Source organism: Pseudoalteromonas sp. NZS11_1 (genome assembly GCF_015864275.1).
In the GTDB taxonomy this organism is placed as follows: Bacteria; Pseudomonadota; Gammaproteobacteria; order Enterobacterales; family Alteromonadaceae; genus Pseudoalteromonas; species Pseudoalteromonas arctica.
This window is the reverse complement of sequence record NZ_JADYXK010000038.1, coordinates 1-23712: the sequence shown is the minus strand read 5'-3', so window position 1 is coordinate 23712 and position 23712 is coordinate 1. Positions and strand designations below refer to the sequence as shown.

Genomic DNA, 23712 nt, shown 5'->3' with positions numbered 1-23712 from the left:
AACTGATGAGCTGGCGGTAAATCCTCGCTCATCTAATTTGTGTAATATTCGAAGTAGATTAACTAATTTCGAGTTAATATACATGACTGAGTCACACAATAAATGAGCGCGCTTAATTTGTCACTATATTTATATGATCGAATCACATATAATTAAATTTATGAAAAATGAAAAATATATATCAAATTTAATCGGCACGTTTGCTACTTCTGTTTCTAATGACATTGAAAAACAGATTGCCGAATTAGGCGGGCGAAGCCTAAGCCACGAAGCGGCACTGGTCACTATTTACAATCATCCTAATGAAACCATTGATGTACTAAGCAAGGTTTTAGGCTTAACGCATTCTGGTGCAGTTAGATTAATAAATACACTTGAAAAAGAAGAACTTGTAGAAAGGCGAAAGTCAGTAAAAGATGCCCGCTCTGTTGTTTTATGCGTAACGGATAAAGGCAGCCAAAGAGTTGAACTAGTACTAGGCAGCAGAGAAACAGCCACCTCTAAAATACTAAACAACTTTAATGATGAACAAAAACAAAGCTTTTTAAGTTTGATAGAAATAGCACTTGGCAGCCTAACAACCGAGCAGGTAGAAGCACGTAAAATATGCAAATTATGTAACGAAGGTGTATGCCGTAAACAAGGCTGCCCGGTAGAAAACTCAATTAAGTAACTAATTACTTCATGCATCTGCCCACTATAAACGTATTAAATTATTTGCTTTAATACGTTAGCGCTCAAAGTGTTAGCTTTTTAAAAAGCGTTCTATTTTAGGTTTTACCGTAACCGACATTATCAGCATTATAGTTAAACCTATTGGTAATGCGGCTAATAATCCTTCAGCCCATCCAGTTACAAATACACGCATATCTGCATAGCCAATATTATTAGTAGCGGTAACAAACGCCATCACAGACTCCATTATCAGCGCCATAAAAACACTAATAACTAAATTACGTTTTAGCTCGCTACTAGTAGGCAATAACTTATTAACTAGCTTATGCATTAAGGTCATCATTACAAAACCAACAGGCGCCATAACCAATACTACACTTATAAATGAGGTAAACCAGTCGGCATAAAAATGCTCTGTAACACCCACATTCACATAAGTCATAATGCCAGTTAGAGTACCGCCAATTAAGGTAATAATACTCACCATAACCAGTATTTTATAAATTACAGGTGTTTTTTTAGGCTCAACCATTACTGGGTTTGCTGATACGGGTGTACTCATTTTTGGGCATGCCTTAAGCGTTAAATAGATGACAAAATCAACTATAATAAATTAATTGATAATATCAACTACTTTAAATTGGTTGGACCGCCTAAGATTAAAAGTAGTGGTAGCACTCGATGCAACCACTACTTTATGAGTATTTAAATTTATTCTGATTTATTAGCTATTTTTTGAAGATTCTCATGAATTTTAAATAATACAATCAATAGCTCACACCAGATGCGCGCACCAATTGCCCCACCAACAATTATGGCCAAACCACTAATGAAACCACCACCATACTTAGCAAACATTGTTGTTACACCTGAGATCAAAGTACCTATTAAAATTAACCAGTAAACGAATGTAATTATTTTTGGGGTTAACATTGAATCAAAAAAGAATATATCTTTCATTTTAGTCCTTTATAACTCCGTTTAAGAATACTAGTTTAGCGGAGTTAGAAACTAAACTAGTAATATAGAATTTTTTATTACTTATTTAAACTATCTAGCTCTTTTTCAAGATCTTTCATCGCTTTTTGGGCTTTAAACTCTTCGTAAAGCGCTTCGCGTGAACTAGGATCTAGACGCTTACCAGATTGAGCTACTAGGTTATTAAATGTTTCTTGTGTATTGCTCATTACAACGAATGTACAAAGTTGCTTTACCCCGTCTAATTTAGCAAATGCAACTTCTTGTGGCACAGCACCCACAAGGCTTTGCTGTGCAACTTGCTTACTTACTTGCTCAAAAGTTCCACCAACGTTTAGCTCATCATTACTTTGTGCTTTACGTTGGTATAGCTTGTCCATAACGCTTGCTTTAACCTGTATTTGCTGAGATAAATCGGCGCGAGCAGCTGCAATTGCTTGTGCTCTGTCGGTTGACATACTGCCTGACCAAGGTACGCATGACGACGATGCTAAACCTTTATCAGACACAGGTAATAACACCCAACTTGGTACTGAATCATTTTTTGCTAACGGCTCCGACTGTGTTTTTTCAGTGCTTGAACACGCACCTAATGCTAAAGCGGCTATTAGAGGTAATAACTTTTTCATTTTAAATTCCTTTCAATTGCTTTTGATAATAAGCGGTGCGTTTTACCACTTTTTGTAAATAGTTACGGGTTTCTTGCGCAGGTAAATTGTTAACCATTAGGGTGTAAACCTTCTCAGCTGACATTGCATTAGCTGCAATACTTGCTTGGTTCAGTGATTTAGAGCCACTCAGCGTTTTGGCTACGTTACCTGGGCCAGTATTATAAGCGGCAATACTCATGTAAATTCTTGATTGCACATTACGTACATTTTTAAAGTAACGATTACTTAAAATATGCACATAAGTGCTGCCTGCTTCTACGTTATTATCAGCCTGAAATAAGTACTCAGGGCTAAGTAATAGCGGTTTACCTTGCAAAAAATTGCTCACATCTTTACCCGCTGAAGTAGGCACTATTTGCATTAAACCAAAAGCAGGAATTGGCGAGCGTGCAAGCGGATTAAAACTCGATTCGGTATGTATAATTGCCAATAACAGTGCGGGATCTAAGTTATAACGCTTGGCTTGCTGTTGGACTTCTGGTAGATAACGTTTTGCTTGGTTCGAAAGTGTATTATCGGGCAATTTATAGCTAATTGTTACTCTGTCTTTTTGTTTAGTTATTACAGGTGCCTTTGCAGTGAGCACCTCTTTTACAATCTCTGTAGAGAGCACCGTTTGCTCGACTATTTTTTTAGCTTGAGTCGTTGTTGGTGACTTACTTTGCTCAACTTTTTTATTTAAAGGCTTACCCGTTGAGGTAAAGTTTTTGCTGTTTATTGTGTTATTTGCCGCAATATAAACGGGATCATTTGAAAGTGTTTTATTTACCGTTACTTGTGAAAGCTCATTTAATTGCTGCTTTGCATATTCAACTGCTTGCTCGTCGTTTTGGCTGTTTAATAACTCAACAACGACTTCACCACTTTCGAAATTTACACTCGTGCGTTTATTTAGATCATCACTGTATTTAACCCACACTGTTGAGCTTGGCAGATTTGGATCTTGCCACTTTTGGGTTACTTGTTCTAAATATGCATTTTGCGCATTATGCCAAGCACTTACAAACGCTTCAAATTCTTGCTTTTGCTGTTGTTCGTACTGACTAAACTCACTTTGACGCTTTTTTAAAAAAGCCTCAAATTCGGCTTCTTCACTTGTTTGAGCTAAGCTATTTAAGCTCATAGTTAAACAAGCTAAAGCGCTAATTTTTAGTAGTATTTTAACTTTTGAGTGCATTTTTTATATCCCTATAAAATTAAAAATAACTACTTAAATCATCAGCAGATAGATTATCAAACTCAGTTTGAGCAGCTAAGTTTAAATGCTTACAGTCTATGCTTTCACATCGCCGGGTTAACGAAATTACTTGCTTATAGCGCTTATTAACAAACCAGGTTTGTGCAACTGAGGCTCTCGCTTCGTCGAGTTTTAGCTCACTCGCTTTTAAATATTTATCGAGATAGCTTAAACGTTGCTCCTCTGGCGATTGATCCGCTGCTAATGCTACTGCATCAGACATCGTTGTAGGGTGATTCAATGCAACTTGCAATAAAGGGCGTAAGTTTGCTTTATCTTTTTGGCTACCAACTTGCCAAGCCGCTCTAATGGCAAGTCCAGCTTCGTTAATATCTTGCGCGGCAGGTGTTACAACACCAGTACAAGTTAACCATTCTCGCTGTTTTTCTTGCTCATAGTCCGTAATTTCAGCGTCAATAAAGCTTACCGACTCTGGCAAAGTAATATTGAGCTTATTAGCTAAAGTATTTTTAATAATACGACGATCAGGCAAGGTCAATGCATTTCGACATGCCTGCTCAAGCGCATTTTTTGCACTCGATTTTAACGCCATTACTCGGGCGTATTGACCATTAGCCTGACTTTTAAAAAAAGCAGTTTGTTGTTCAATGGTTTGCTCTGAGTCGAAAGTGGCCGAAGCCACCAACGAAAGCGCTAAAATAGGTGCTAGCATTAAAGTTCCTTTTCGCTCGCTACTTTACCTGATGCACCTTGGGGGTTAGCCGCTTTTTCGTTTAACCCACCGTGTGCTTTTATTTTGTGGCCGTAGTGACTTACACCGTTAACAGTTTGGCCATTATTACCTTCCATCTCTTTAGCTGCTTTGCGTGCCGTTGCCTCTAAGCTTGGCGCATAAACAGCTACGCTGTACTGCCAAAATCCATCATCACTTGCAAAACTTTTAACACTTACACCAGGTGGTAATTTACCTTTTGCAACGGTTGAATACTCGTCAGATGTTTTTAATTGATTTAAAAACGTACTGCGATCTTCTTCAAGAATTTCTACTTGTTGCGGATCATTTAAGTATGGGTCATCGTACTCAAACTGTTTAGTACCTTCCATTTGCTTTTCGTCAAAACTACCTTGCCAATACACTTTTTCACCTTGAATAGTGGCAAGCAACGCAGAACGCGCACGTGTTTGCGATTGCGATTTAGCAACGCCTTTAAGCTTACGAGCAACATTGCTGTTTCTATTTTGACGTGCAATTGCAGAGCCATAACCTAAAACGATAACTTCGCCAGTATCAGCGTTAGTAAGTACTTTGGCGCCAACCGGTGGTAAAACACCACTTTTAACATCACTGATTACTTGTTGGAAAATTACATTCGGTTCAGTAGTTACCGCTACGGCACCACGATTACCTTTAATTTGTGAACGTGTTTTAGGCGTTGAAATTAAGCTTACACGTACGCCTTTATCATCAATGTTGTCGTAAACGTCATAAGTAACAAAGCCCGCTAACGAACCCGATACAGACTCTTTACACGCCTCCATCATATTAGTTTGTTCGTTTGCCGTACCTTCAACGCCCGTATCAATAACATCCATTCTTGCAGACACTACATTGCTACATTGATGTTCAACACCTTTCATATTTTCAATTAATTGTTTTTTCGCAATTAAATAAGCTTGATTATAAGCACCGCGTTTAGACAGCAAAGTCGCATTCATATTTTCGTAGGTGTTATAACTAGCACTACCAATAGATAAAATACCGGTGCCACTACCAACTTGAATCATTTTAATACCGTCTTCGTTGTCATCCATCAGTGCCTGATGAGCAACAGCAACTGCAACGCTTGTATCTTTTGCAACCACTACATCGCCAGAAACTTCGACTTGTTCAGCACCCACTACTTGCGCGCCTGGGCGAGCAGGTATCATATCTGTTAAGCTAAATTCTTCCTCTGCGATTGCAGGCATAGCTAAAACCATTGCTAATGTTAATATTTTTAATTTCATCATCTATCCTTATTTGTACCTGAGTGTAAAGTCGTCTTCGACTGTAATTTTTGAAAGGCTTTTTGCTGTTATTGTCATTAACGCCTGATCAAGCGCATGAGCAAGTTCCCCGGTGCTACCTTTAAATCTCAGGCTTGCTACGGTATATTTTTGCTGTTTATGTATAGATATATCGCTTACGCCACCTAACGTACTTAACACATCATGCAATTTTTCTGGTTGCGTTAGCTTATTGCTTGGCAACATGACTTCACGAACCAAGCCCCCTCTTGCAACTACTTGAGTAAATGCATTATTAAGGGCTTTATGAAGCGCTTTTGATTGTGACTCGCTCGCCAAATGTACTGCCATTAAATCTTTTTCTACGTAAGGAGCATTAGGCAACGACATAAATGAAGGATCGTTTTTCCACTGACCATAAATGTTTCCAGCTAAATCTCTAACGTCAGCACTTAAATAAAGTTGTCTGTTGTTAGCGCGCTTAATCACTTCAGATTTTGCATAAATAACTAAACTAGCCGCGTTACCAACTTCAATTCCTTGCTCGTTTAACCAAACTTTTAGTTCTGTTTTTAATGGTTCAGGCGCAATAACTTGCACTCTAGGTGAACCAATCATGCTCAGTAATTTAGATGCTTTTTGAATAAGTGGTGCTTTTTCTACAACAGCCATAACGGTGACTTCCACACCACCATTTTGCAGTTCTCTGGTTTGCAGGGTTTGCCATTCTTTCACAAGCCCTTCACTATGACTCGAAAGCTGTTGCCCTATTAACTCTTGTATGTTTGTTGATTCGTTACCGTCAACAATATTCATACTTGTACTTGATGATTGCGTATGCTGCTGAGTAAGCCACACACCTACAACTTGCGATACAGCACGTTGCAAAGCATCTTGTTCTGCAATCGTCAGTGCTGTTTTACCTTCTTTTTTCCAGCCTTGGCCTATTACTGTCACACTAATATTTTGAGTGGTTTGTTGCCAGCTTTGCTCTTGCGGCTCTCCTAACTCTTGCGGGTTAAGGCTTACAGTCATGCATGTGTCGTTACCACTGAGTGTAGGCGTTGAGTAATTTAAAGGAACGGCACCAGCACTCAAACCTTCCATCATCATAGTCCGTTGTTGCTCATATAAGCTGGCGGCATCATTATCTAAACTTGTTGTTAAATGTTGCTGCGCACTTTGGGTTGTTAGGCTTTTATTACCTTTAATAAAACTTATAAGCTCAGCACTAGCCTGGGTTTTTGCACCCGAAATAGCCGTACTACCTCGTCCATATGCACATGCCTGTGTTTGTAGCGTACCATCAGACAATACATCCACTTGAGCTTGCGCACTCAAGGAACATAATGCTAATAAACCAAGCTTTTTGATCATGTACGGCTCTCCAAAAAGTCAGCGGGAGTACCGACCGATACAGCAAATATTTTTGTACCATTTGACGGTCGATAAATACCATTTTCAGCTTTGTTTTTAACATCATCTGCTGCATCGGAGTCTTTCCAACGAATAATTTCACCATTTGCACTACTACGCGAAGGGTTAACATTCGCAACGCCAATCGGTTCAACAAATCCTGCCTCATAGCTAAAAACTATCATTGTTTCGTTAGGAAGTACGCCTGCATTTTGACCTCTATCTAAACTAATTTTGTTCCCTTTAATACCTAAAACTTGCGCTGTGGCAGGCATTTCACTCAACATACGGGTAAGCAAAATATCAATACCACGCGATCCCATATCGCTGAGTACTGCATTTACATGAGCACTTTGATCAAAGTGAAAACCTGCGACGTAGCGTCCGCTTACAGTCGTAAATTTTAACTCCGAGCGATCACGTACATCTTCAGATTTAACGCGAATCTTTCCTAAATTAGGATGCGATAGCTTTTCACGTGTTTGCGGATTTATCACACCGGTTGTTAGCTCTAATGTGTAATCGGCCCAATCTGTAATCGCGCCTTCAGTTTTTAGTGTTCTTAATGAATCAATTTTTACCACAAAATCGGGGATTAATGCTTTAACTTCGGCACGTTTGGCCGCTGTTTTTACGCCTTGCTGTTGTAAAATTAATTGTTGTTCCTTTGAAATAGCATCATCATCACGCGTTACTATTCTAAAGCGATTAATTCCTGCAAATTGATTTTCGAGCATTAGCAATAAGTTTTGGTTGTCAAACTCGCGCATAGCATCAACACCAATACCACTGCCATTTACACCAGCTAAATCAAAGTACATGCGTACAATTGGTTTTTTAAGCGGACAACTATCTGTTTCTGTATTTGCATCAAACGTGCAACGCTCTAAACCTTGGGTATCAAAATATGCAGGCATAGCTATATCCGCGTCATTAAATATATAAGCACTTTTGGCTATTACGGTATTCGAGGCGTTGTTACTAACCAACCCTGATTGTGTAGCACTTCCTTGTTTAGGTGAAGAGTTACAACCTGCTAATAAGGCGAGTGTAAATGCTGATAGAGTTAAGTTTTTTATTAATTTCATTACCATTCCTAAATATCGAACAGCCACTGACTAGCAGGCGCTTTAAGTTGTTGTATTAAATTGTTAATCGCTTTTTGTTTTGCATTTTCTTGTGTCGTGGCACTTTCCTGCGCAAAAAGATCCTGTTGTAGTAATACTTTGAAAGGACTTGAACTTCGCGTAAGCGCTAGAGTTAAAATAACTTTGGCTGAATAATTATTATTAGATTTGGCGTACTGCCAACGTATTTGGGGACGCATCCATAAACGTGTATCGCCGCTATGTGGGAGTGCATTATTTAGTGCTGATTTAATTTCGCTAATATTATTAGCACCGATCACATCACAAGAAACAGCATTTAATGCTTTTGCTTGCTCATTCAATAAATTATTTAAAGTCGATTGAATTAATAGCTTAGGCCCAGAAAGGAGCTCTAATACTGCTAGCTTTTTTGCCGCAACATCAAGACCTCCACTATTTTTAAGTGCCCAAATGAAACGCTGTTCGTTGTCATTTTTTGGCGCAGAGATACGAGAAAGTTTTAATAAATCAGATTTTAGGTTTTTAACTAAAGCCGATTTTTTAACTCCCATTTTTAAAGCAAATAAGTTATTTTGCTCAAGCGTATTTAACTCCTCTAGTCCAGTTAATGTAAACGGTAAACTAGTTAAGGTTGTTGCTTGTTCAAAATAATTGCTTGCTTGGTTGTCCTGCTTTATGAGCTTTTGTAATTGCTGCGTACTTACATCAACGCTTAGTTGAGTAGTAATATCGGCTATAGCCGCTTGCTTTGCAGCTAAGCGACTCTCACCAATCCCAACCGCAGTAATATATTCATCACTTTTTTGCGGTTGAGTTACCCAATCTGGCCAGTTTTGAGCTGAGCAGCTAAAAGCACATGCTATAAAAAAAGCAAAAATGCTTGTTTTCATTAACCTTTCGCTTCTTGCTCAAGTTGTAACTCATTTATTGCAGTAATTGTGGCTTGCTCAAGTTCTATAATTTCGTTTGCTTCAAGCGCTAACGCAAGTTGATCTTTTGCTTTAATAAGAGCTGTGCCTATATCTTTAGGATCCTCTTCTTGCTCAGCATTCTCTTCATCGCTTGAAAGCCATGAATTGACAAGATTTCCACCCATTTTTAAAGCTGTTACTTTGGCTATGACAGTGCTGTGCTGGCTTAAAATATAAGCAGATTTAGCAATCTCTACCGTTAAATCAGTCGCAAGTTCAACATTTTGCTGATAAATACCTTCGTTCGCTAAGTTATAAGCTGCTATTTTATAACCAATTTCTTCATCTTTATTCTTTGCTCCTGCGTCAAACTCTTCGATTGCAGCTTGAAGTTGCTCTGGTGTCGACTTTTGATGGGCATATAAAAAGGCTTGTACATCACGGTAGTTATCAGTTTGAGTGCGGTATTCACCCATAACTTTTCGTTGACGCTCAAGGATAATAGCTGACATATTTAAAAATTCGTCAATACCTACCTGTACAGCCACCGGGTGAAAATAACCAAGTGTATCCATTCGAGTAGTCAACTCAGCAACTGCAGTATTGCGGTCTAAATTAGCAGAAGTACTAGTATCGGTTGTTGAAACACAACCAGTAAAAAGAGGTACGAAAATAAGTGCGGATAGAATAGCTTTTTTCATGAGGTAATTCCCTATACATTAAAAAGGCAAGAAAGCACAAAGCTAAGCAGTTGACTTGATTCATTCTTCCTTGAATATGAGATTAGAATTACCGAATTTGTAAAAAAATGCAACACGGAAAATTAATAAATTTATATTACCAGCAACAAAAAAACAAACAAATGTAACCACGACAAGGCGTTCAGCTTAAGTTAATACTTTTGTCTCATTTTTGTATGATAGCTCTATTTATTTAGTTTTATATAAAAAACCTTGCAAACTGTACAAATATTGCTCAATCACATTTATTATTAATCTTGAATAATTAGTCCAACGATAACCACACACCTACAGCAACCATTAAGCTACCGGCAATACGGTTCATCCATTTTATATTATCGCCACGAGCTAAAAATAAACGTAAGCTTTTACCGCCTGTTGCGTAAGCTAACATACTTAAAAACTCGGTGGTCATTATAACGCCAAGCAATACTAAAAGCTGAGGGGCTACAGCATGCTCAACACTAATAAACGGCGGTAATAACGAGATCATAAACGCCCACCCTTTAGGGTTAGCAATTGCGGTTACAAAACCTTGCGTAAATAACGACTTCCGACTTACGTCACTTGGTTTTGAGGTATCGACCGACATTTTGCCTTTGGCTCGCCACATGTTAACGCCAATATAAATTAAGTACGCACCGCCTACCCACTTTAAAATAGCGAACGCATCTGGGTAATTTAGCATTACGCTTGCAACGCCTAATACCGCAGCTATAGCAACGGTTGCTACGCCTAACAGCTCGCCTATCATCATCCATAATGTGCGGCGCACGCCAATGCTCATACCGAGTGTCATGGCAAGGGTCATACACATACCAGGCGTTATCGACACAAAAAAGAACGTAGGAATAAAAACCGCAAGTGCTGCTACATCAATCATTAATTTACTCTCATATTAAAAGCAAAAACGCGGCTATAAGTAGCCGCGTTGTTGCTTACTCATGTTTATTACTATTGCCCAGTACTTACCACGGGTTCAGTAATGACCTCTACTGGCTCTGCTGTATCATTTAGCAAATACTTATCTAACCACTGTTCTTGTTCCCACAACACATGTAATAAGCTTTTACGCGCACGGTAACCATGTGCTTCATAAGGGAGCATTACTAAGCGAGTATCTTTACCTAAACCTTTTAGCGCTGCGTACATGCGCTCACTTTGCATTGGGAAGGCTCCGCAAGATTGAGGGTGGGTCTTCTTGCACTCCACTGTATGTGTAAACATCTATTGCCCAGTACTTACCACGGGTTCAGTAATGACCTCTACTGGATTTGTTGTATCGTTTAACAAATACTTATCTAACCACTGCTCTTGTTCCCACAATACATGTAATAAGCTTTTACGTGCACGGTAACCATGTGCTTCATAAGGGAGCATTACTAAGCGGGCATCTTTACCTAAACCTTTTAGGGCTGCGTACATGCGCTCACTTTGCATCGGGAATGTTCCTGAATTAGGATCTTCCTGACCGTGGATCATTAGCATTGGTTCGTTAATTTTTTTAGCATGGAAAAACGGCGACATATTAGCGTACACACTTTGTGCTTGCCAAAAATCACGCTCTTCTCCTTGAAAACCAAACGGCGTTAATGTGCGGTTATACGCGCCACTGCGGGCAATACCTGTTTTAAATAAATCGCTATGAGCCAATAAGTTAGCAACCATAAATGCACCATATGAGTGCCCTGCTATGGCTATTTTGTTTTTATCGGCAATACCTTTTTTAACTAATACATCAACAGCTGCTTGCGCACTTGATACTAACTGCTTTCTAAAGTTATCGTTTGGCTCGCTGCCATCAATACCCACTATTGGCATTTTAGGGTCGTCAAACACGGCAATCCCTTTAACAAGGTAAGGCATTGGGCCCCAATAACCAATGTAGGTAAACGCATAAGGCGATTCGCGTACTTGCGATGCAACGGCTTTATCTTTGTATTCAAGTGGGTAAGCCCACATAAGTACCGGTAACGGGCCTTGTGTTTTATCGTACCCTGGTGGTAAATAAAGCGTGCCCGAAAGCTCAACACCGTCGTCGCGTTTGTAACGTAATTGCTCTTTAGTTACGCCTTTAAATGCAGGGTACGGATGCTCAAATGTCGTTAATTGCGTTAGCGTGTCGTTATCTAAATTGCGTATAAAAAAGTTAGGTTGCTCAGTTTTAGATTCACGAATAGTAATAAATCGCTCACCTTCGTCGTCAAGCAGAGCGCGTACACGCTCGTAGTATGGCGCTTCTGATTGCCATAAACGCTTGCTGCTATTTGTTTTAACATCGTATTGGTCTAAAAACGGGATATTACCTTGCTCTGAAGCTCCATTACCGCGCAGGTAAATATAACGCCCGCCTACAATTTTAATTACGTTTGCGCCTAAATCGTTGCGCTCGTAAATTGCATTACCAGGGTCTTTATACGCGTCGTTGTAACTACGCTCTGAAAATAAAACGCGGTTTCTGTCGGCATTTCGAGGTTGTACAACAAAGGTGCGTACTTGGCGATCGCTAAAGCGCCAGTCTGTCAGCATTGCTACGTTTTCGTTGCCCCACTCCATTCCCGCATAACGGCGTTCTACTTTGGCAAATAATTTAGGCTCGCGTTTAAAGGGTGCACGTAAGCTGTAAACATAATCATGATGCTCAACGTCGGTTTTCATGTCGCCGCCATCTTGTGCTTCTGCCCAAATTACTTCAGCGCCTTGATCGGCTCGCCATTCAAAATTACGGCGGCCAGTGCGTACACTGTCGTAACCTTGTGGAATATTATCGGCAAGTGGCTGTTTTGCCAGCTCTGCTAATGCATAGCCGCGCATGCCCCATATTTGCCACGTGCTTGCAAAGCGGCTGTAAGGCACTTGATACGAAAACGGCTCATTAATACCGGCAACTAAAATATTGGTAGAATCAGGTGATACTGAAAACGATTTAAATAAAGAAGGGCTACCTATTGCTTGAGTATTGCCATCAAGCGTTACGTAAGCCAGCTGCCCTTGGCCGTAAAACTTAAATTGTGCTTCATCAAACGGGCTTGTTAATAAATTTTGATAAGTACGTGCTGGCGCTTTTTCACCAGTACTTTGTTGAATAACAGGCACTACATTTTGGCTGTTATTTTCAAGCCTTGGTTTACCAAAATTAACAGCAAGATTTGCAACAATGGCGCTGCTATCTGGCAGCCATTTATATGGTGAGGCAGTTAGTACCGAATTTAACGCAGCGCTTGAAAGCTCTTTTGCTTGTTTAGTTTCAACGCTGTAAAGCCATAAGTTGGCTTGGGTTGGTTGCTCAACAACAAAGGCTAAATATTTACTATTAGATGACCATTTAGGTGAGCGAATAATGCCATTAGGTAAGTTATTAATACTGATAACTGACCCGCTTTGAACATGCTTTAGCTCCACGGCACTAAATTTGGCACTCACACGAGAGCGCGAAAAATTAGCGGGGTTTAGCTTAATACCAGCAAGCTTAAGCTCTTCTTTTGCAAGTTCATCAAGGGTTACTACACGTTTGCGTTCAAAAAGCGCTAGCCACTGGCCATCGCTCGATAAGTAACTAGTGGGTGCTAACTTAGCGTCAACCAATGCTGCAAGTTCGGGTGAAGGGGTTTGATAGCCCTGCTCGGCGTAACTTGTTGGCACCAATGCCGCACAACAAATAAAGGCAACTAACAGCCTAAAAGCGCTCATGTTTTTATCCTTTTGTTATTTTTACTCTTATAAGCGTATATAAACACGTTTTGCTTTGTTCATAAAGTATTAAGGTAAGTTAAACACCTCTAAAAGATGACTTAATAGTGCTGATTAAGCTAAACTACAGCGCTATTTATTCACCACTGCGGTACTTAAAATACAATGCATAACAAAGCCAAATCAGTCACTATTTTTGATGTTGCAGAGCGTGCTGGTGTATCAAAATCAACCGTATCCTTGGTACTTACCCAAAGCGATAAAGTGGGCAATAAAAGTAAACAAAAAATACTCAAAGCGATTGATGAGCTAGGTTACGTTTATAATCGTGATGCCGCTGCTATGCGCTCAAAGCGCTCAAATTTAGTGGCCATAGTAATAAACGATTTAACTAACCCAGCTATGGCACACCTTGCTACCAGCCTACAACTTTTGTTAAACGACAACGGCCTACAAGCCATGATTGTAAGCAGTAATAATAGTCTTGAACTACAAGCAAACGCAGTTAAAAACTTAAAAGAATACAACGCTGCTGCATTTATTATTTGCCCCGTTGCTAATACTTGCCCCAAATGGCTTGATACGCTCAGCGCGCAACACAAAGTAATTACCGTAATGAGTGAAGTGCCCTTTAGCGCAGCTCCTTGCGTATTACCCGACTATAAAAAAGCCAGCCACGTAGCCAGTATGCATTTGCTCTCACAAGGCGTGACAAACATTGCATTTATAGGCAGTGAACTTACTTTAAGTGATTCACAAGCACTACAAAGTGGCTTTAATACCGCTTGCGCGCAGCACAGCATTACACCATTAGCACCCATTCACTGCGCAGTAAACACAGCCATTAGCGCTAAAAATGCATTTATGGAAGCATATAAACACAACCCAACATTAAACGCAGTGGTGTGTGCAAACGATATTATTGCTCAAGGTGTTATTGCCGCTACCAACTCATTAACACATCACTGTATTAAAGTAGTGAGTTGCCACCACATTCCTAATAGCGCGGTTGTAAATGATCACTTAACCACTGTGGCTATAAGTACAACCGATATAGCCAAGCGGTGTCTTTTAATACTGCAAGAGCTACTACAAAATACAGCCCCGCCAGTAAAAACACTGGTAAATGTAAACTTACAAATTAGAGATTCTAGCCAATGAAAAAAGTGCTGGTAATTGGCTACGTATGGCCAGAGCCAAATTCGTCTGCTGCGGGAACGCACATGATGTCGTTATTAAATGCATTTAGAGCGCAACACTGGGACGTTGAATTTGCAACGCCCGCGCAGCGCACCGATCACATGGAAAACCTTGACGACTTCGGCATAACCAGCCAAAGCATTGCATTAAACTGCGACAGCTTTGACGAATACGTTAAAGCCTATAATCCAGATATAGTAATGTTTGACCGTTTTATGATGGAAGAACAATTTGGCTGGCGCGTCGATAAACATTGCCCACACGCAATTAAAATTCTCGATACCGAAGATTTACAGTGCCTGCGTAACGCTCGCCACGAAGCGTTTAAAGGTGAGCGTGACTTTACAACCAGCGATTTACACTCAGACATAGCAAAACGCGAAATTGCCGCTATTTTACGCTGCGACCTGAGCTTAATTATTTCAAGTTATGAAATGAGCCTGCTAAATAGCGTATTTAAAATAGAGCCAAGCTTATTACACCATTTACCGTTTATGGTTGATTTAAGCTCACTGCCTACAAGTACAAAAACGTTTGAGCAGCGCCAGCACTTTATGACAATAGGTAACTTTAGACACGCGCCCAATTGGGATGCTGTACTTTACTTACAAAAAATATGGCCACTTATTCGCAAGCAACTCCCAAAAGCAGAACTACATATTTATGGCTCTTACCCACCACCAAAAGCCACGGCATTAAATAACCCTAAAACCGGTTTTTTAATAAAAGGCTGGGCCGATAATGCGTTTGATGTAATGCAAAGTGCGCGTGTATGTCTAGCTCCACTGCGCTTTGGTGCAGGCATTAAAGGTAAATTGCTTGAAGCCATGATTATGCAAACACCCAGCGTTACCACTAACATTGGCGCAGAGGGCATGCATAACGATTTACCTTGGCCTGGTAAAATAGCCAACACAGCCGATGACTTTGCCAACGCTGCCATTGAAATGCACAACAATCAAAGTGACTTTAAACAAGCGCAGCAAGATGGTAATACACTCCTTAATACGCTGTACGATAAAGCCCAATTAAGCGCAGCGTTAATTAAAAAAATTGATTCAATAAGTAGTGATTTAAACGCTCATCGCGAAAAAAACTTCACAGGCCAAATGCTCAAACATCATACAATGCGCAGCACTCAATACATGTCGCAATGGATAGCTGAAAAAAATAAAAAATTAGATTAAAAATGACTAGACACACACCAATTAGTGTTTAAAATCGCGCCCATCAAACGTGGGCAGTTTTAGCTGTATTGTCTATATTTTTAGCTTAGTTATCGCAATATTTGGTCCAAAAAGATTTGAAAACTGCAACCTTTACAGAAAAACGCAAATTTATCGTTAAATTGGGTAAAATGCTTCACAAGTATGGCACCCCAGCCTACCGCCTAGAAGCCCACCTAATGGAAGTGGCTACTTACTTAGGACTTAAATCGTCATTTGTTATGTCGCCAACCTCTGTAACGTTTGTTATTTGGACCGATGGCCACGAAGATGAGTACACCCACGTTGCACGTGTAGACCCTGGCGATCACGATTTAGGCTCACTTGCCGACACCGACGACCTTGTAAACCAAATGCTTGACGACAAGCTAAGTTTACAAGAAGTTGATGCGCAGCTAGACGCAATTTTTGTGATGCCAAACCCATATAATAAATTAACAACGGGCGTTGCCTTTGCAACTTCTGGTGGTGCGTTTGCTATGTTAATGGGTACTAGCTGGACTGATGTTATTTGGTCATCGCTGCTTACTTTAGTCGTTTATGTGTTTGTGCTTTGGTCTGGTCGCTCAAAACGCGTAGCTCACATGCTTGAGCCATTAGTTGCCATAATATCAGCAGTACTTGCATGTGCAGTAAGCGTTTATATAACGCCTGAAATAAATATACGCTTGGTAGTACTTTCGGCCATTATTGTATTTATACCCGGTTTAGCACTTGCGCTTGGTTTAGCAGAGCTTGCAGCACGGCATTTAGTGTCGGGCACAGCAAGGGTAATGGACTCGTTTATGCTGTTGTTTAAACTGTATTTTGGTGGTTTTATTGGTATAGGTATTGGCTTTGCACTCTTTGGGCAAGCCGACTTTGTACAACCTGAGCCATTACCAAAATGGACCGCATGGCTGGCTATATTTTTACTTTGTAGCAGCTTAATCGTGATTTTTAGAACCAAACTTAAGCATGCGGTTTGGTCTATTGCATCAGGCTTTATAGCGTACGGCACCAGTATTGGCTCGGCTATGTACCTTGATTACACGTTAGGTACGTTTGTAGGTGCTTTATCGGTGGGTATATTTAGTAACTTGTTTAACCGCGTTGCTAATGCGCCAGCCTCTATTGTGGCCATGCAAGGCTTAATTGTATTAGTACCAGGTAGCAAAACCTATATTGGCTTAAACTCACTAATTGAAGGCCAAGACTTTATATACGCAGAACACATAGGCCAACAAACGTTTTTAATATTTATGTCGCTTGTTGCAGGACTAATATTTGCAAACGTCGCCCTACCGCCTAAAAAGAGTTTGTAAGTGATACTGAGCGCTCGCTTTACTTTGATTGAGTAAAGCGAGTGAAACGTTAAACTAAAACAACGACCAAGTAGCAATTGATGCCAATGCTAAGTGTTTTAGCTCTTTACATCGCACTTGAGTGAGCTCAAAAGCATCGTAGTGATTCCAACACTATACTAAAAAACCTTCCATTTTAATCATATCCTACTTCTAATTTACACTTCCCTATTGAGCAAAAATACTCAATAGGGAAGTAACTTAACTAGCGTGACCAGTTAGTTTTGGCAAGCTCTACAATCTCGTTACCTTTGCCATTTATCAGCGCTTTCATCATGTAAACACTAAAGCCTTTTGCTTGCTCTAATTTGATTTGCGGCGGCATTGAAAGCTCTTGTTTTGCTGTATCGACTTCTAAAACAACAGGTCCTGAGTGATTCATCATTTCGTTCATTGCCGATGGTAATTTTTCAGGGTCGTCCACATGAATCCCTTTTAATCCACAAGCCTCTGCAATTTTAGCAAAACTTGGGTTTTCTAAATCAGTATCGCTTGATAAAAACCCACTGGCTTTCATTTCCATAGCCACAAAACTAAGTGAGCGATTATTATAAACAACAATCTTTATTGGTAAATTAAGCTGCTTAAGTGAGATTAAATCGCCCATTAACATCGAAAAGCCACCATCGCCACACATTGCAATGACTTGGCGGTCTCTATCTACAGATTGAACCCCCATTGCCTGCGACATGGCATTTGCCATAGAGCCATGATTAAACGATCCAATTAATCTACGTTTTCCATTCATTGATAAATAACGCGCAGCCCACACTGTTGGCGTACCTACATCGCAAGTAAAAACAGCATCGTCAGCCGCTTGCTCGTTTAGTAAACGCGTTAGGTATTGCGGGTGAATTAAATTTTGCGAGGTTTTGCCACTGGCTAGTTCATCAAGATCTTGTCGAGACTCTTTGTAGTTTCTAACACATTTTTGTAAGTGCGAACTTGTCCGCTCACCTTTAATATAATCAAGCAATGTGGTCACTGAATTTTTAGTATCCCCTAACACGCCACAGTCAATTTGCACGTGTCGCCCGAGTGACGCAGCCTGATTATCGATTTGCAATATGGTGGTATTTTCAGGATAAAAAGCACGATAAGGAAAACTAGTACCAATCATAAGTAACGTATCGGCTTCTTGCATTGCATGATAGCCCGACGCAAAGCCAATAAATCCAGTCATACCAACATCATAAGGGTTATCGTACTCAATAAATTCTTTACCACGCATAGCATGCACTATCGGTGCTTGTAATTTTTCGGCTAGCGCAACAATTTCGTCGTGGGCATCCTTACAACCTGCACCACACAACAAGGTTACTTTTTTACTTTTATTAAGATGAGTCGCCATTGCTTCAATATCAGATAATGCAGGGGTATAAGTTGCTGGTTTTGGCACGTTCCATTTTGGTTTGATAGCTTTAGGCATGTCTTTTAATGCAATGTCGCCAGGTAGCACTAGTACACTCACGCCTTTGTTTAATATTGCTTGTCGCATTGCGGTTTCTAGCAGGTACGGCATTTGCTCAGGGCTCGAAACCATTTCACAATACACACTGCATTCTTTAAATAATTCTTGCGGATGGGTTTCTTGAAAATAGCTACTGCCAATTTCAGATGAAGGAATATGTGCGGCAATAGCTAATACCGGTACATTATTGCGCTGACAATCAAATAGACCGTTAATTAAATGAAGATTACCTGGGCCGCAAGAGCCCGCACACACCGCAAGCTCGCCTGATAAATGTGCTTCGCCACCAGCTGCAAATGCGGCAACTTCTTCATGACGTGTGCCTAGCCATTCAATTGTTCCCATTTTTCGCAGGCTTTCACTAATGCCGTTAAGTGAATCGCCAGTTACTCCCCAAATGCGCTTTACGCCCGCTTGTTCAAGGGTTTTAGTAATAAAACTTGCGATATTTTGACTCATAATATAGAACTCCTAAATATTCAGTTATTCTGTAAATTGATTTTTCGCCTCTGATCTATCAAGTAAGTCATCGTTTCGAAATGCGCTCAATTATTGAGAATCGATAAGCTTAGGTATTTTGATAATAATAGATATATTGCTACTGAGACTTTACTAACAAACGGTACTACTAGGTTTGCTGTGCCCCCATACTGATACATAAAACATGAATGTCCGCTTTAAAGTGTTTATGAATATGCGGGTGCGAGATTTTTAGTGGCTTAACTATGAATATGTTATTATGCGCTCAATTATTTTACTGAATGCTTTTCTCTTACTTCTATGTCAAATTCTGCTTTGTGCTTTACATTATTTTCTCAAAATATTGATTCTCTCGCGCTTCCTGAAAAGTTTACTTTCCCTTTTTATTACGAGCCGCAACCTTTAACTGTAGCAGCCACAAAACAATTACAGCAACAACTTGAAACGTTAACGCATTTAAAAGCAGAAAATGCAGGTAAAATGTTTGGGGTTTTAGTGGTGCAAAATGCTAAGCAACAATTAGGCTTTTTAAGTGCTTATTCGGGGCAAATTGAAGGTGATAAAGGTAATATTAGCTTTGTGCCGCCTGTTTCTAGCATGCAGCTGCAAGACGATAGCTATTTGACTCAAAGTAAAATAATTAACGATATTAATGCTCAAATTGAGCAGTTAGAAAATAGTGAACAACTGCATGAAGTTAATAGCAAACTTGATGATGCAACACAGAGTTACCAGCAAGCACTATTAGCCCAACAGGCAGTAATGCAAGCCGGTCGCCAGCAACGTAAAATACAACGTACCGAAGGCGAATTAGAGCTTAGCGAAAGTGATTTTGAGCAGTTAAAAAATAAGCTTGCAGGGCAAAGTATCGTAGAAAAAAAGCAACTGCTGGCACTTAAAGCCTATTGGCAAAATATAATCGAGTCACTGCAGCAAACACACATCAATATTTCTGATGAAATTGCTCATTTAAAAAAACGCCGTAAAACGCTTTCTAAAAGCTTACAAAAAAAGCTATTTGCACAGTACCAATTTTTAAATGCAAATGGAGAAACTACAGACTTAAATGCCATATTTGCAGCACTGCCTGAGCATACTCCTCCTTCGGGTGCTGGCGATTGTGCAGCGCCTAAATTATTACAATACGCCTATAAACATGGCTTAAAGCCACTTGCAATGGCTGAATTTTGGTGGGGAGCTGCACCTAAATCAGCAATTAGGCAACATAAAAACTACTACCCTTCTTGTTACAGTAAATGCCAACCAATACTTAGGCACATGCTAAAGGGTTTAGATGTTGAAGATAACCCGCTACTTATCAACCCAGCTCAAGGTAAAGATTTAAATATTGTTTATAAAGATGACGACTTACTTGTGGTAAATAAGCCCGCTGAGTTTTTATCTGTGCCTGGCGTAAATATTGAAGACTCAGTTTATATGCGAATCAAAACGCAGTTTCCAGAGGCGTCGGGCCCACTAATTGTGCACAGGTTAGATATGTCGACTTCTGGGTTATTGATGATTGCACTTAATAAACGCGTGCACAAAGCACTGCAAAAGCAATTTATTGACCGCACTATAGATAAACGTTATGTCGCATTAGTTAATGGTAATGTAGCTGAGGATAGCGGAGTAATTGATTTACCCTTAGTGCTCGACTTTGATGATAAACCGCGCCAAATGGTGTGTTACAAACACGGTAAGCCATCACTTACTACCTGGCACGTTTTAGAGCGTAACAACAATATTACCCGATTACAGTTATATCCTAAAACAGGGCGTACTCATCAATTAAGAGTGCATTGCGCGCACAGTTTAGGTTTAAACATGCCAATTATAGGCGACACACATTACGGGCAAAAAGCCGATAGATTACATTTACATGCAGAATACTTAGCATTTACTCACCCAATTACACTTAAACGATTAGAGTTTGAAGTAGCCGCAGATTTTTAATAAAAACACATAGCTACAACCATTATATTATACAATGTGTTGGTTTTTATTAATTAAATTGATATCGTTTGTGGTCTTTTTCTTCAATGATGAGTATAAAAAAAGTTCAAGCCCAAGTTTATTAAGCAATGTGAATAATTATTTCAATAATAAAAATAAGTCAGCAAAGGATTAACATGGCTAACAATACACAAATAAAGATTTTAGGTAATACTTTATGGGCAAAGTATATTGTTCTCATTTTATTTTTACTTCTAAGTAAGCTTGCCTCAGCTAACGGCGATTCATTAAGTGCAACTTTACATGCGCTAGACTTTGACACGACTCAAACCCTCATCAATAACATAAAACTAAATGAACTAGACTATCTTCAAAATGAAGACAAACTCACTCAAGCGTTTAAAATAAGCAAAGAGCAAAATTGGGAAAACCTTCATTTAGAAGCGGCCGCTTTGTATGCGGAGTTACTTTTTAGACAAGAAAAATACGAAGCGTTAAACACACACTTATCCTATTACTTAAAGAACAAAGAGTTACCAAATCAAAAAAGTGTATATTTATTATTTCTCGAATCACAACTCAAGTCTCTAGCGAGGGAGCCAAACCCAGCTCCAGCACAAACGCTAGCCACAAAATTAGAAGAGAGCTTGCAACAGCATTCAACTAAAGAAAAAATCATTATTTTACGAGCACTTGCTTACTATTACACCGATACAGATGCATTGAAAAAGACCCTAAATGTTGCACTAGAGGGGTTAGAATTAGCATTAAAAGATGACGATTCAGCATCTCAAGGATACTTTTTTAGAAAAATAGCCGATGCATATAATTATCTAAACGAAAAAGACAAAGCCGTATATTATGCAAAAAAAGCGGTTGCGGCATATGAGCAAACACAAGATGGGCTTTTTACCTCAAAAGCATATTGGAGCTTAGGCAATGTATTGCTGGAGATTAAGAAACCTAAAGATGCCTTAATATACCTAGACAAAGCATTGCTCTATTTCAAAAAAGTTAATATGCAAAAAGGCTTAACCTTTGCTCAGTACTCAATTGCTAGCATTGAGTACTTACAAGCCAACTACGATAAAGCTTTAACTTTAACTAAAGAGAACATTGAGCTTGCTCGTTCTGCAGGTGTTTATGATATGCAACTCGCATCGCTCATTTTGTTAGCTGACATATATATAAAACTAGATTTACTTGATCAAGCAAATGAAGCAAACGATGAGGTGTTTTTAAAATTAGATAAATTCAGCCGCAGTATTTATAAAGCCGATTTTTTAAGTAAACGCTATGAGCTAAAACGACGCCTTAACCACACTGAAGAGGCTTTTGAAGCAATTGAAAAAAAGCTCCTTTATACAAAAAAACACTACGAAGCAACCAGCGAAAATAATATAAAAACACTACAGATACAGTTTGAAGTAAAAGAAAAAGAAGAAAAAATACAGCAACTAGAGTACGCAAAAGATATTAGTGAGCTACAAGCTAAAGAAGAATATCATCAAAAAATAATTTGGCGACTTAGCGCTGCTATTGCGTTTATTTTAGTGATTGCTTCGTTATTTTTATTTTATCGACAAGCTCGACAACGTCAAAAGTATCACGATATTTCATTAACAGATTACCTAACAAATTGCCCTAATCGCAGAGGAATAATGCGCACAGCAGAAGCAAAACTTGGTGAAGGTAAAATGACTATAGCAATTGTTGACTTAGACTACTTTAAAAAAGTTAACGACCATTTTGGTCACGATGTTGGCGATTTAGTTCTTATTGCCTTTGCAAAAGCTGCAAGAGAAACACTCTGTGATGATCATCAGTTTGGCCGTTACGGCGGCGAAGAATGGTTATTTGCACTAAATACGGCTGATGAACGAATAATTCGCGATATATTTAACCGACTCGCCATTAGCTTCGCCAAGCATTGCAGTAATATAGAAGACTTTCCTACAGATACAAAAATCACTTTTAGTGCAGGAGCCTCTGTAAGTAGCCCTTTAAAAAGCACACTAGATATTCTTATTAAGCATGCAGATAAATTACTTTATAAAGCAAAAGAAAACGGAAGAAACCAAGTCGTAGTTGATTAAATAAACACAGCTAAAAGTATTGGCTCACTTACTTGACTAAAGTTCGCCTAAAACCATTTGTTTAATTTTATGTGCTTTTACAAAATGATCTAATTTATGGGTGTGTATCCACCAAGTAGCAGCTTCCATAAGTAGCTCTGGATCGTCGTTTTTATTGGCAAAAAATGCATAAAAAGAAAGCCCTACATTTTCTCCTTTAACTGCTATTTTTTTATCGCATACGGTAATTATTTTTGCTCTTAGTTCTTCCCTCATACATACCTTATTTAGTTATATTTTTACTGTATATGTACTATTGAAATACACCATTTAAAAAGCTAACGATTAGCTGCAAAAGGCTTCTATCAACCAAGCCATGATTCTCAAGCTCTTTATTAGGCGTATTTACTTTTGCAGCTTTGCATTCATTATCTAATGTCTCATTTTGTAGTGGTCAACTAATTTTGGCCACAGTTTTAGAATCTTGGTATCTAATCTCAGATTCATTTGGTGCTAAACCAGCATTATAATGATGCGGTCTAACATTGTTGTAATATCCATTGATA

Annotated in this window: 20 protein-coding genes and 1 pseudogene; 6 read left to right on the top strand and 15 right to left on the bottom strand. The window is 39.3% G+C overall.

Annotated elements, in window-relative coordinates; genetic code table 11:
* Positions 1-160: 160 nt before the first annotated feature.
* Positions 161-673: a MarR family winged helix-turn-helix transcriptional regulator gene (locus I6F44_RS18340; protein WP_024605653.1), complete on the top strand. Its 513-nt coding sequence runs from the start codon at positions 161-163 to the stop codon at positions 671-673.
* A gap of 72 nt (positions 674-745) precedes the next feature.
* Here the strand turns inward: I6F44_RS18340 and I6F44_RS18335 are convergent, their stop codons facing one another.
* The 13 genes and pseudogenes from I6F44_RS18335 to I6F44_RS18275 all read right to left on the bottom strand — a co-directional run bounded on the left by I6F44_RS18335 (position 746) and on the right by I6F44_RS18275 (position 13395).
* Entirely contained in the window at positions 746-1237 is a 492-nt protein-coding gene (locus I6F44_RS18335; protein WP_121955184.1) for a DUF2798 domain-containing protein, read from the bottom strand.
* 149 nt (positions 1238-1386) lie between these two features.
* The gene (locus I6F44_RS18330) at positions 1387-1635 is read right to left on the bottom strand and encodes a DUF4282 domain-containing protein (protein ID WP_002960155.1); all 249 of its coding nucleotides are present in this window, start codon (positions 1633-1635) and stop codon (positions 1387-1389) included.
* Positions 1636-1712: 77 nt separating this feature from the next.
* Complete coding sequence (locus I6F44_RS18325) at positions 1713-2282, bottom strand: hypothetical protein (RefSeq protein WP_002960153.1); 570 nt, start codon at positions 2280-2282, stop codon at positions 1713-1715.
* A 1-nt stretch (position 2283) separates the two neighbouring features.
* Positions 2284-3501 carry a murein transglycosylase domain-containing protein gene (locus I6F44_RS18320; RefSeq protein ID WP_121955185.1) on the bottom strand — a complete coding sequence of 406 codons (1218 nt, stop codon included), beginning with the start codon at positions 3499-3501 and terminating at the stop codon, positions 2284-2286.
* Positions 3502-3520: 19 nt separating this feature from the next.
* Positions 3521-4234, bottom strand: coding sequence for a hypothetical protein (locus I6F44_RS18315; RefSeq protein WP_121955186.1), 714 nt, complete (start codon positions 4232-4234; stop codon positions 3521-3523).
* The gene (locus I6F44_RS18310; protein ID WP_197174329.1) at positions 4234-5529 is read right to left on the bottom strand and encodes a hypothetical protein; all 1296 of its coding nucleotides are present in this window, start codon (positions 5527-5529) and stop codon (positions 4234-4236) included. Before I6F44_RS18310 ends, I6F44_RS18315 begins: the two co-directional genes overlap by 1 nt.
* 9 nt (positions 5530-5538) lie before the next feature.
* A complete protein-coding gene (locus tag I6F44_RS18305) occupies positions 5539-6906 on the bottom strand; it encodes a hypothetical protein (RefSeq protein WP_121955188.1) in 1368 nt (455 codons plus the stop codon).
* Positions 6903-8033 carry a hypothetical protein gene (locus I6F44_RS18300; protein WP_165735611.1) on the bottom strand — a complete coding sequence of 377 codons (1131 nt, stop codon included), beginning with the start codon at positions 8031-8033 and terminating at the stop codon, positions 6903-6905. The genes I6F44_RS18305 and I6F44_RS18300 overlap by 4 nt, the downstream gene beginning before the upstream one ends.
* A gap of 8 nt (positions 8034-8041) precedes the next feature.
* Entirely contained in the window at positions 8042-8944 is a 903-nt protein-coding gene (locus I6F44_RS18295; RefSeq protein ID WP_197174328.1) for an LPP20 family lipoprotein, read from the bottom strand.
* Positions 8944-9666, bottom strand: coding sequence for a hypothetical protein (locus I6F44_RS18290; RefSeq protein WP_121955191.1), 723 nt, complete (start codon positions 9664-9666; stop codon positions 8944-8946). Before I6F44_RS18290 ends, I6F44_RS18295 begins: the two co-directional genes overlap by 1 nt.
* Before the next feature lie 304 nt (positions 9667-9970).
* On the bottom strand, positions 9971-10588 hold the full coding sequence (locus I6F44_RS18285) for a LysE family translocator (RefSeq protein ID WP_121955534.1): 618 nt from the start codon (positions 10586-10588) through the stop codon (positions 9971-9973).
* Between the two features lie 71 nt (positions 10589-10659).
* Positions 10660-10884, bottom strand: a pseudogene (locus tag I6F44_RS18280) (alpha/beta hydrolase family protein); the annotation flags it as partial.
* A 48-nt stretch (positions 10885-10932) separates the two neighbouring features.
* Complete coding sequence (locus I6F44_RS18275) at positions 10933-13395, bottom strand: S9 family peptidase (protein WP_197174327.1); 2463 nt, start codon at positions 13393-13395, stop codon at positions 10933-10935.
* Positions 13396-13560: 165 nt separating this feature from the next.
* Here I6F44_RS18275 and I6F44_RS18270 point away from each other — a divergent pair, with 165 nt between their 5' ends.
* The 3 genes from I6F44_RS18270 to I6F44_RS18260 all read left to right on the top strand — a co-directional run bounded on the left by I6F44_RS18270 (position 13561) and on the right by I6F44_RS18260 (position 17125).
* Positions 13561-14556 carry a LacI family DNA-binding transcriptional regulator gene (locus I6F44_RS18270; RefSeq protein WP_197174326.1) on the top strand — a complete coding sequence of 332 codons (996 nt, stop codon included), beginning with the start codon at positions 13561-13563 and terminating at the stop codon, positions 14554-14556.
* Positions 14553-15782 (top strand): glycosyltransferase, encoded by a 1230-nt coding sequence (locus I6F44_RS18265; protein ID WP_197174325.1) that lies wholly within the window; start codon positions 14553-14555, stop codon positions 15780-15782. The genes I6F44_RS18270 and I6F44_RS18265 overlap by 4 nt, the downstream gene beginning before the upstream one ends.
* Before the next feature lie 116 nt (positions 15783-15898).
* Positions 15899-17125 (top strand): threonine/serine ThrE exporter family protein, encoded by a 1227-nt coding sequence (locus tag I6F44_RS18260; RefSeq protein WP_076924234.1) that lies wholly within the window; start codon positions 15899-15901, stop codon positions 17123-17125.
* Between the two features lie 244 nt (positions 17126-17369).
* On the opposite strand, the gene poxB is transcribed toward I6F44_RS18260, so the two are convergent.
* Positions 17370-19094, bottom strand: coding sequence for a ubiquinone-dependent pyruvate dehydrogenase (poxB, locus tag I6F44_RS18255; RefSeq protein WP_197174324.1), 1725 nt, complete (start codon positions 19092-19094; stop codon positions 17370-17372).
* 321 nt (positions 19095-19415) lie between these two features.
* Here poxB and I6F44_RS18250 point away from each other — a divergent pair, with 321 nt between their 5' ends.
* A complete protein-coding gene (locus I6F44_RS18250; RefSeq protein ID WP_197174323.1) occupies positions 19416-21071 on the top strand; it encodes an RluA family pseudouridine synthase in 1656 nt (551 codons plus the stop codon).
* 176 nt (positions 21072-21247) lie between these two features.
* On the top strand, positions 21248-23167 hold the full coding sequence (locus I6F44_RS18245) for a tetratricopeptide repeat-containing diguanylate cyclase (protein ID WP_197174322.1): 1920 nt from the start codon (positions 21248-21250) through the stop codon (positions 23165-23167).
* 36 nt (positions 23168-23203) lie between these two features.
* On the opposite strand, the gene I6F44_RS18240 is transcribed toward I6F44_RS18245, so the two are convergent.
* Positions 23204-23422: a DUF6500 family protein gene (locus I6F44_RS18240; protein WP_197174321.1), complete on the bottom strand. Its 219-nt coding sequence runs from the start codon at positions 23420-23422 to the stop codon at positions 23204-23206.
* Positions 23423-23712 lie beyond the last annotated feature (290 nt).